Source organism: Flavobacterium sp., from assembly GCF_027531705.1.
Classification (GTDB): Bacteria; Bacteroidota; Bacteroidia; order Flavobacteriales; family Flavobacteriaceae; genus Flavobacterium.
On sequence record NZ_JAPZSP010000001.1, the window covers coordinates 97,925 to 107,555 of the forward strand.

Genomic DNA, 9,631 nt, shown 5'->3' on the forward strand with positions numbered 1-9,631 from the left:
TAAAATGATACTTCATTATCGTCTTTGCATTTTTCTGTTTTTCTTTGTTTCAATTTCAAATGCTCAAAGTGATTGTGTCAACGCAATTACAATTTGTGGTAATACTGGATATAACGGTTTAACTATAACTGGGCTTGGTAATATAGAAGAATTAACAAGTGTGAATTCATGCGGTTTTGGAGAAAACAATAGCATTTGGCTAAAATTAGCAATTAATAACGGTGGGACATTAAGTTTTATACTTACGCCAGAAAGTACAGACATAGAAGAAGATTTTGATTTCTATCTCTTTGGACCAAATCCAAATTGCAATAGTTTAGGAAATACAATAAGATGTTCAACCACAAATCCTCTAGCAGCTGGTTCGTCTGACAATCTGACCGGTATGATTGATACTGAATCCGACACTTTTGAAGGCCCTGGTGCTGATGGCAATAATTATGTTCAATCATTACTCGTGGCTAGCGGAGAATTTTACTATCTAGTAATAGACAGACCTGTTGGTTATAGTAACTTTTCTATTCAATGGACAGGAACAGCTACTTTCAATAATCCACCTACAATTAACATTCCTAGTGGAACTTCATTAAATCTTAAAACATGCGACAACGATGGTTCTTTTGATGAATCAACACCTTTCAATTTAAGTCAAAACACTCCTATTATAGTAAATTCACAAACCAATGTTTCTGTAACTTATCACACAAGTTCAAACGATGCTATAATTGGTTTAGATGCAATTCCTAATACTACTAACTATGAAAATATTTCAAATCCACAAACTATATACACAAGAATAACCGATAACTCAAGTGGCTGTTTTGAAATTACGTCTTTTTTAATAGAAACAAATTATAATATAGTATTATCAAATTCAGAGTTCTCTGTTTGCGATACTAATGCTGATGGTGATGATACCAACGGAAAAGCAACATTCAACATAAATGATCTAACTTCATCCTTTTTTGCAGGACAAAATATTTCAACATTAACAATAAAATATTATTTAAGCCAAAATGATGCTGATACTAATAGCAATCAAATAACACTGCCTTTTAGCAATACAGTTCCAAATCAGCAATCAATATTTATTAAGATAATAGATGGTAGTAGCTGTGAAATTGTAGTAGAAGCCTATTTAAAAGTAAAAGCATTACCAACTAGCAACAATCAAACATTAACGCAATGTAGTGGTGTTAGTAGCAATGGAATTTCAGTTTTTAATTTAACCGATGCTACCAATTCATTTTTAAATTCTAACCTAAATCTTTCCGTATTTTATTACTTAAACGCAACTGAACTTGCAAATGATAATCCTTTAAACGCGACATTTACTAACACCACAAATCCGCAAACGTTACTTGCTAAAGTAATCGATAATTTAACCAACTGTTATCGTATTAAAACATTAACACTTACTGTTAATACAAATGCTGGCAGGCTAATAACTCCGTTAGAAAAATGTGATTCAGTAACAAAAAATGGTTTAGCAACTTTTAACTTGAATAACGCAAACCTGAACCTAGTAACTAACGAAACTGCAACTTTTCATGAATCAGAAAATGATGCTTTGTTAGGTATAAACCCTATTACGAATATCAATAGTTATTCTAATACTATCCCATATTTATCAAGTGTTTATGTAAAAATAAATAATGGCACTAATTGTCAAGGAATTAGTGAACTCAAACTAATAGTAAATAAACTTCCCGAAATAGAAGACTCAATCGTTCAAATTTGCAATGCAACTCCAACTTTTTTAATAGTTCCTCCTATATATTCAAGTTACATTTGGGAATCAAATCCTTTGCTAAATTCAAATCAAATTCTGGTTACAAATTCTGGTCAATACAAAGTAAAAGTAACCAATGCGCAAGGATGTGAAGCATTCAAAACATTTAATGTCACTGCTTCTGAAGTCGCTTCTGTTAGTTCAATTGCTATTAACGATTTTAATGGCGAAAACAATACTATTTTAATAAATTATTCAGGAATTGGAGACTATGAATTTTCTATCGACGGAATTCATTTTCAAGACAGTAATTATTTTACTAATGTACCATCTGGAGATTATGAAATAACAATTCACGATAAAAATGGATGTGGAGATTATACAACAGAAACAATAGTTCTTGCATATCCAACTTTTTTTACTCCAAACGGTGATGGATTTAACGATACTTGGGAAATTAAAAATATGCATCTTTACCCAAATTCTAAACTAGAAATTTTTGATAGATATGGAAAATTACTCAAAAGCCTATCAGCAAATGACACAGGTTGGACTGGAAAGATAAACAACCAAGAACTCCGAGCTGATGATTATTGGTTTATTCTTACATTAACAAATGGTAAGGAAATTAAAGGACATTTTAGTTTGAAAAGATAGTAAATTTCAAATTTATTATTATTTTTATAAAATGAAAAAAGTCCTGCAATTCTGTTTACTTCTTATAACATTTTCAAGTTTTGCTCAATTGAGTAAGACCCATTATATTCCGCCTATAAGCTGCTCAAACAATCAACTTTCTGTTGCCGAAGAGCAATATTTATACATTTCATGTCCTAACACTACTCCTATAAATTTTAAAATTATACAGTTTGGTTCAGCTACAATAACTGGAACTGTATCTAGAGATAATCCGTATATAATGAATATTGGCACAGGAGCACAAACACAATTTATTATCAATAAAAATGATGCCAACACAATAATTTCAAATAAAGGTTTTATAGTTGAAGCTGATGACTTGATTTATACTTCGGTGAGAGTAAATGGCGGACTAGGAAATCAAGCTGGACAAATTACATCTAAAGGTATTGAAGCATTAGGGAAAAACTTTAGGGTTGGTGCTTTTACTAATTCAACAGTAAACGGATATAGTGATAATTATTTAACATTTGCGACGGTTCTAGCGACAGAAAATAATACAACAATATCTTTTAGTAATATAAAAACAGGTGTCGTATTAGTAAATTCATTAAATGGAAATTTACCATTTAGTATAACCCTAAATAGCGGACAAAGTTTTTGTGTTGCGGTTGAAGGTCCCACTAATGCAAATAGAAACGGTTTGATTGGAATGAAAATAAGTTCCGATAAAAATATTGTAGTAAATAGCGGTTCAACTACTGGCTCTAATGCCGTTTCAAACTCCGATTATGGTATAGATCAATTAGTTTCTTCTCAAAATTCAGGTCCAGAAGAATACATTTTTATAAAAAGTACAGGTCAAGCACAAGTTGAAGTTCCTATGATAGTTGCAGACGAAGATAATACAGAAATTTTTCTAAACAATAATTTTACAACTACTCCTGACTTCTTAATTCAATTTGCAGGTGAATACAAAGCTTTGAATGGAAATTTATTTAATGCAGATGGAAATTTATATGTTAGAACTTCTAAAAAAGTATTTGCATTTCAAAGCGTTGGAGATACTAATTTAGCAAATCAAAATATGTTTTTTGTTCCACCCTTGAGCTGCAAAACACCTCACGGAATTGATAATATTCCAGATATCAATAAAATTGGAAATAAAACTTTTACTGGTAGAGTTACCATTACAACTAAAGCAGGGGCTAATATTAATGTTGTAATAAATTCAGTAAACTATTCTCTTAGCGCCCTAAGTGCTGCTGGATATACAGTACAAGGTCCAAATGCAGTTACTGGAAATTCTAACTATGAAACCTACACGATAATTGGTCTAACAGGAAATGTGTCTGTATTTTCTAGTGGAGAATTATATCTTGCTTCACTTGGAACTAACGGAAATGCAACTTTTGGTGGCTATTATTCTGGTTTTAATTCTAAACCTGAAATTGTTTTTAGCCCAATAAATGTTACTCAATCAAGTTGTATTCCTAATATTGAATTAAAAGTCAGTTTGTTATCAGCTTTTGATCATTATCAATGGTATTATGATGGAAATCCTGTAGGAACTGATACAAACACTTATGTACCATTAAGTACTCAACCAGGTAATTACTATGTTATAGCAACAAATAACTCTTGTGGAACACCAGTAACTTCAGATATAATTCCTGTAAGTTATTGCGAAAGTGACTATGACAATGATGGATTCAATGACAATATTGATTTGGATATTGATAATGATGGAATTACGAATTGCAACGAATCGTATGGGAATTTAAATTTCAATTTTACCGAACCACAACCAACTATAGTTCCCATTAATTCTGGAAGCTATTCTAATTCGTATTCCAAACAAATTACATTATTTCCTTCAAATGGTAATACAAATAGTTTTTATAACGGCAATGGTGATTCAATAATTACTGGTGTTCAACCAGGAAAAGGAAATTACACAACTGTCCAATATAATTTTACACAACCAATTTCATTAAAAGTAGAATATGTAACAGCTACAAACCCAACAAATTTAATTGATTCACGTTCAGAGTTTGTTATAAAAGTTGAATCAGACAAAACCATTACCGTTCTAAATCCAACAAATCAATTATTGATCGATAAAAATTATGATGGAGTTTACGAAAGCGGTGTAACAAGCTATTCTTCATTCGAAATACGATTTATTCTTAACAGCAATATTCCATTGGCAGCTGGAACTGGAACATTTAGTTTTAATACCAATTTATCTACTTTGATAAGTATAACTCACAAAAATTTATCAGATACTGACAATGTCAAAGCAACATTCAAATTGTTTGCAACTTGTGTTCCAAAAGATAATGATAATGATGGAATTCCTGACCAATTAGATTATGATTCAGATAATGATGGAATTAAAGATAAGATAGAGTTTTTAGGAAATAATTCTAATGCAAGTTCAACTGTTGACGCAAATGGAAATGGAATTATTGATGTTTTTGAATCGATTACAATAAGTGATTCTGATAATGATGGAATTTATGATTTTTATGATTTAGATTCTGATAATGACGGAATTTATGACCTGGTTGAATCTGGAAGCAATGCAATAGATGGAAACAACGATGGAATAATAGACGGAAATCTATTTGGAACCAACGGAATTGCAAATAATCTAGAAACTAGTATTGATAGTGGAGTTCTAACCTATTCAATAGCAAATTCAGACTCTGATACATTAAACAATTATATTGATAGTGATATAGATGGTGATGGTTGTTCAGATGTTATCGAAGCAGGTTTTTCGGATGGTAATAAAGATAATTATATAGGAAATTCAGCTGTTATTGTCAATACAAATGGTGTTGTCACAAATACTACAAATGGATATACAGTTCCTAACAGTAATTATTCAACAGCGGGTTTAATAACTATTAATATGCAGCCAGCAAACAAAACGGAATGTGAACTAAAATCGACTTCATTTACAATTGATACCAATACTGTTACTAGTTACCAATGGCAATTTTCGACTGATAATGGAGCTACATGGGCTAATGTAAGTAACTCAACCACCTATTCTGGTAGCAATACAAATACTCTAACAATTTCATATATTCCAGCAAGTATTGACGGATATCAATATCGTGTTGAACTTCAAAAAAATGGTAACTCATGTGGTTTGTTTTCTAATGCAGCAACATTTACATTGATTCCTTTACCAACAATTACAACGCCGATAACACTTGTTCAATGCGAAGATGATGCAACAATAGATGGAATTTCAATTATAAATCTAACCGAAAAAGAAGATTTTATTTCTAATGCAGCTGGATTAACCTTTGCCTATTACAAAACACAACAAGGCGCTATTGATGGAACCGCAAGTCTTTTGATTTCAAATCCAACTACTTATAACAATAGTTTGGGAAATACCGTATGGGTTAGAGTTGACAACAATACTTGTTTTAATGTTGGGCAATTAAATATTGTTGTAACTTCATCTCAAATACCGAGTTCATTCCATTTAGATTATAATGAATGTGATGATTCCATTTTAGGACTAAGCGAAAATAATGATGGCATAACGAAATTTGATTTTAGTGATGCAACTGCACAAATTTTGGCACAAATTACAGGTTCAAGTTCTTATTCTATAAAGTATTACAAAAATCAAACAGATGCTTTAAGCGAAATAAATCCTTTGGCTGAAACAGTCACACCAGAACCAACCAATTACAATAATATTGCGAATTATAGAAATACAAGTTCTCCCAATACGCAAGAAATTTGGGTAAGAGTGGACAATACTTTATCTAACGAGTGTTTTGCACTTAGTCCGTATATAACGTTGCATGCTAATAAAATTCCAGAAATTAAATTAACTGACGAAGCTTATGTTTGTAAAAACAAACCGTTTGAATACATCACACTAACTTCAGCGATATTAGATGGAAGTTCAACTAGTGATTATACATATAAATGGTTTAAAAATAATGTTGAAATTATTGGCGAAACTAACGCTACTTTAAGCGTAAATGTTGAAGGTCAATATACAGTAACTGTCACTTCACTATTTAATTGTTCAAGTGAAAGGGTAATATCTGTAAACTCATCTGATATTGCACATTTAGATAATATTACAATAAAAGATTTAGCCGAAACCAATTCGGTTTTGGTAAATGTTTCTGGTATTGGAGAATATGTATATAGCATTGATACAGAAAATTATTTTCAAGAATCAAATCAATTTGAAAACATTCTTTCGGGAACACATGATATTTATATTAAAGATTTGAATGATTGCGGTACAGTTGGTCCGATACAAGTAAATGTTTTAGGGCTTCCAAACTATTTTTCACCAAATGGTGATGGTTTTAACGATACATGGAATATTAAAGATTTTAATTCAAACTTAAATCCAGATTTAACTATCAAAATATTTGACCGTTTTGGAAAATTAATAAAACATATCCATCCAAATGGAGTTGGTTGGGATGGTACTTTTAAAGGTTCGCTGCTTCCATCAGATGATTATTGGTATAGTATTGAATTTGAGAATGGCAGAATTGTAAAAGGACATTTTGCTTTAAAACGATAACGTGTTTTAGCCCTGATCGTAACGGCATCCTTGCTGGGCGTTGTTCGCACAGCAAGATATAGTGAAGAGCAGGATTAGCTTCAAAAAAAAACCATCAACTTTCGTTAATGGTTTACTTTATTTAGAATTTAAAATAGTTTATACTTTAAATCTTTTTCTATCTGTTTCTGTTAAAAATATTTTTCTCAAACGAATAGATTTTGGAGTTACCTCAACATATTCATCTTTTTGAATATATTCTAAAGCTTCTTCTAATGAGAAAATAATTGGAGGAATAATTCTAGCTTTTTCGTCATTTCCAGAAGAACGAACGTTTGATTGTTTTTTCTCCTTAGTCACGTTTACACACATATCATCGCCACGAGAGTTTTCTCCAATTACTTGACCTTCATAGATTTCTGCATTAGGCTCAACAAAGAATTTACCACGATCTTGCAATTTATCGATAGAATAAGGAATAGCTTTTCCTTTTTCCATTGAGATCAATGAACCTTTGTTACGTCCTGAAATTTCACCTTTGAAAGGCTCATATCCTATAAAACGATGTGCCATAATTGCTTCACCAGCAGTTGCAGTAAGCAATTGATTACGCAATCCAATAATTCCGCGTGATGGAATATTAAATTTCACAATCATACGTTCACCTTTAGTTTCCATAGAAAGCATTTCACCTTTACGAAGAGTAACAAATTCTACCGCTCTTCCAGAAAGACTCTCTGGCAAATCGATTGTTAACTCTTCAATTGGTTCACATTTTTTACCATCAATTTCTTTGATAATAACTTGTGGCTGACCAATTTGTAATTCATAACCTTCTCTTCGCATTGTTTCAATAAGAACAGACAAGTGCAATACACCACGACCAAAAACCATAAACTTATCAGCTGAATCAGTTTCGCCCAATTTCATTGCTAAGTTTTTCTCCAATTCTTTTGTCAAACGTTCTCTAATGTGTCTTGATGTTACAAATTTACCTTCTTTACCAAAGAAAGGCGAATCGTTAATGGTAAACAACATACTCATTGTAGGTTCATCAATAGCAATAGTTTGTAATGCTTCTGGGTTTTCAAAATCAGCGATTGTATCACCAATTTCAAAGCCTTCAACGCCAACAATTGCACAGATATCACCTGCTACAACTTCTTGTACTTTTTTACGACCTAGACCTTCAAAAGTATGAAGCTCTTTAATTCTTGATTTCATTATAGATCCATCTCTTTTGACTAAAGAAATAGGCATACCTTCTTTAAGAATTCCTCTTTCAAGACGACCAATTGCGATACGACCAGTAAAAGATGAAAAGTCCAAAGATGTGATTAACATTTGAGGAGATCCTTCAGAAACTTTAGGAGCAGGAACATTTTCAACAACCATATCCAACAATGCTTCCACATTATCAGTTACGTTTTCCCAATGGTCAGACATCCAGTTATTTTTAGCCGAGCCATAAACAGTTGGAAAATCCAATTGCCATTCTTCTGCACCTAATTCAAACATTAAGTCGAAAACTTTTTCGTGCACTTCTTCTGGAGTACAGTTTTCTTTATCAACTTTATTGATAACCACACAAGGTTTCAAACCTAAATCAATCGCTTTTTGAAGAACGAAACGAGTTTGAGGCATTGGTCCTTCAAAAGCATCAACCAAAAGGCAAACACCATCAGCCATGTTCAATACACGTTCTACCTCACCACCAAAATCGGCGTGACCAGGCGTATCAATAATATTAATTTTTGTCCCTTTGTATGAAACAGAAACGTTTTTAGAAGTAATTGTAATTCCTCTTTCACGTTCAAGGTCATTGTTGTCAAGAATTAAGTCGCCTGTGTTCTCGTTTTCACGAAAAAGTTGACAATGATACATAATTTTGTCAACCAATGTAGTTTTACCGTGGTCAACGTGAGCAATAATTGCAATGTTTCTAATAGATTCCATCTGAGTTTTTTAATGGGTGCAAAAGTACACTTTTTTTTGATATAAAAAACCTAAAAAATGATAGCTTATACTTTTGTTTACATTTTATTACAAATACAAATAAATCACTTAATTTTGTTTTGTTATTTTTAGTATATTAATATAATTTTTATATTTGGGGTAATGAAAAAATCTGCATTACAATATACTTTAATTCTAGTCTCCATTCCAACACTACTGGTTTTAATAGGTCATAACATCTTAAACCATCTAAAGTCAAGCCCAAATTATGATTTTTTCAATATACTAAAAGATTTTATTATACTATTTATATCAGCTGTTGTTGCATATAACGTAATTTTAAATAATAATGCCAGAAACAAAAGAATCTTTGAAAAAATAAAACAAAACAATGAAGAAATGCGCCTTTCTAACGAAAGGTATAATATTGTAGCTAAAGCAACGAGTGATACTATTTGGGATTGGAAGTTAGATGACGACACTTTTATTTGGAACAAAGGAATCCAAGGTATATTTGGCTACAAAAAAGAAGAACTTGGAAAAACGTGTAAATGGTGGTTCGATAAAATTCATCCTGAAGACAGCCTGAAAATTTCAGTAAAGATGTACACTTATGTTGAAAACAAAACACAACGATGGGAAGAACAATACCGCTTTTTGTGTGCTGATGGAACCTATAAATATGTTTTAGACAGAGGATTTCTGGTCTAAGATACCAATGGTACTCCAATTAGATTAATAGG

General features: G+C 31.7%; 4 protein-coding genes. 3 read left to right on the forward strand and 1 reads right to left on the reverse strand.

Annotated features, from left to right (window positions below; translation table 11 throughout):
• Positions 1-4: 4 nt before the first annotated feature.
• A complete protein-coding gene (locus O9267_RS00520; protein WP_298175186.1) occupies positions 5-2,389 on the forward strand; it encodes a T9SS type B sorting domain-containing protein in 2,385 nt (794 codons plus the stop codon).
• A 31-nt stretch (positions 2,390-2,420) separates the two neighbouring features.
• Entirely contained in the window at positions 2,421-6,953 is a 4,533-nt protein-coding gene (locus O9267_RS00525; RefSeq protein WP_298175187.1) for a T9SS type B sorting domain-containing protein, read from the forward strand.
• Between the two features lie 138 nt (positions 6,954-7,091).
• On the opposite strand, the gene typA is transcribed toward O9267_RS00525, so the two are convergent.
• Positions 7,092-8,888 (reverse strand): translational GTPase TypA, encoded by a 1,797-nt coding sequence (gene typA, locus O9267_RS00530; RefSeq protein ID WP_298175188.1) that lies wholly within the window; start codon positions 8,886-8,888, stop codon positions 7,092-7,094.
• A gap of 162 nt (positions 8,889-9,050) precedes the next feature.
• Here typA and O9267_RS00535 point away from each other — a divergent pair, with 162 nt between their 5' ends.
• Positions 9,051-9,599 carry a PAS domain-containing protein gene (locus tag O9267_RS00535; protein WP_298175189.1) on the forward strand — a complete coding sequence of 183 codons (549 nt, stop codon included), beginning with the start codon at positions 9,051-9,053 and terminating at the stop codon, positions 9,597-9,599.
• Positions 9,600-9,631 lie beyond the last annotated feature (32 nt).